The organism is Vibrio sp. D173a (assembly GCF_030248475.1).
The window spans coordinates 1-661 of the sequence record NZ_JAHGAH010000501.1 but is presented as its reverse complement, the minus strand read 5'-3'; the positions used below and the strand labels follow the sequence as shown (position 1 = coordinate 661).

The following is a 661-nucleotide window of genomic DNA, read 5'->3' as shown; positions in this document are numbered from 1 at the left end:
GTGTGGCACTTGGTGCTGCTCTCTTGAAAATGCCAGTGCGTATTGGCGATCAAGTGAGTGAAGGCGATGTATCTGAAATTATTCGAGCGCTTTATGCATCCGGTAACTTTGAAGACGTAAAAGTATTACGTGACGAAGGCGTACTGATCGTGCAGGTGAAAGAGCGTCCAACAATCGCTAACATCTCTTTCTCTGGCAACAAAGCAATTAAGGAAGAACAGCTTCAACAAAACCTTGATGCATCCGGTGTGCGTGAAGGCGAAGCGTTAGACCGCACAACGCTGAGCAATATTGAGAAAGGTCTCGAAGACTTTTACTACAGTGTTGGTAAATACAATGCGACAGTAAAAGCGGTTGTGACGCCTCTACCACGTAACCGTTCTGACCTTAAGTTTGTTTTTACTGAAGGTGTGTCAGCGAAGATCCAACAGCTCAACTTCATTGGCAATGAAGTGTACAGTGACGAAGAGTTACTGAGCCGCTTCAACTTAAATGTGGATGTGGCATGGTGGAACTTCTTAGCGGATGAAAAATACCAGAAGCAAGTACTTGCGGGTGACATTGAAGCGCTGAAGTCTTACTACCTTGATCGTGGTTACTTGAAGTTCCAAGTTGATTCTACTCAAGTATCGATCTCTCCAGATAAGAAAGGCGTCTACAT

General features: G+C 44.6%; 1 protein-coding gene. It reads left to right on the top strand.

Annotated features, from left to right (window positions below):
* The coding region (locus KIV40_RS27090) for a POTRA domain-containing protein (protein ID WP_285352276.1) at positions 1 to 661 on the top strand (661 nt) is incomplete at both ends.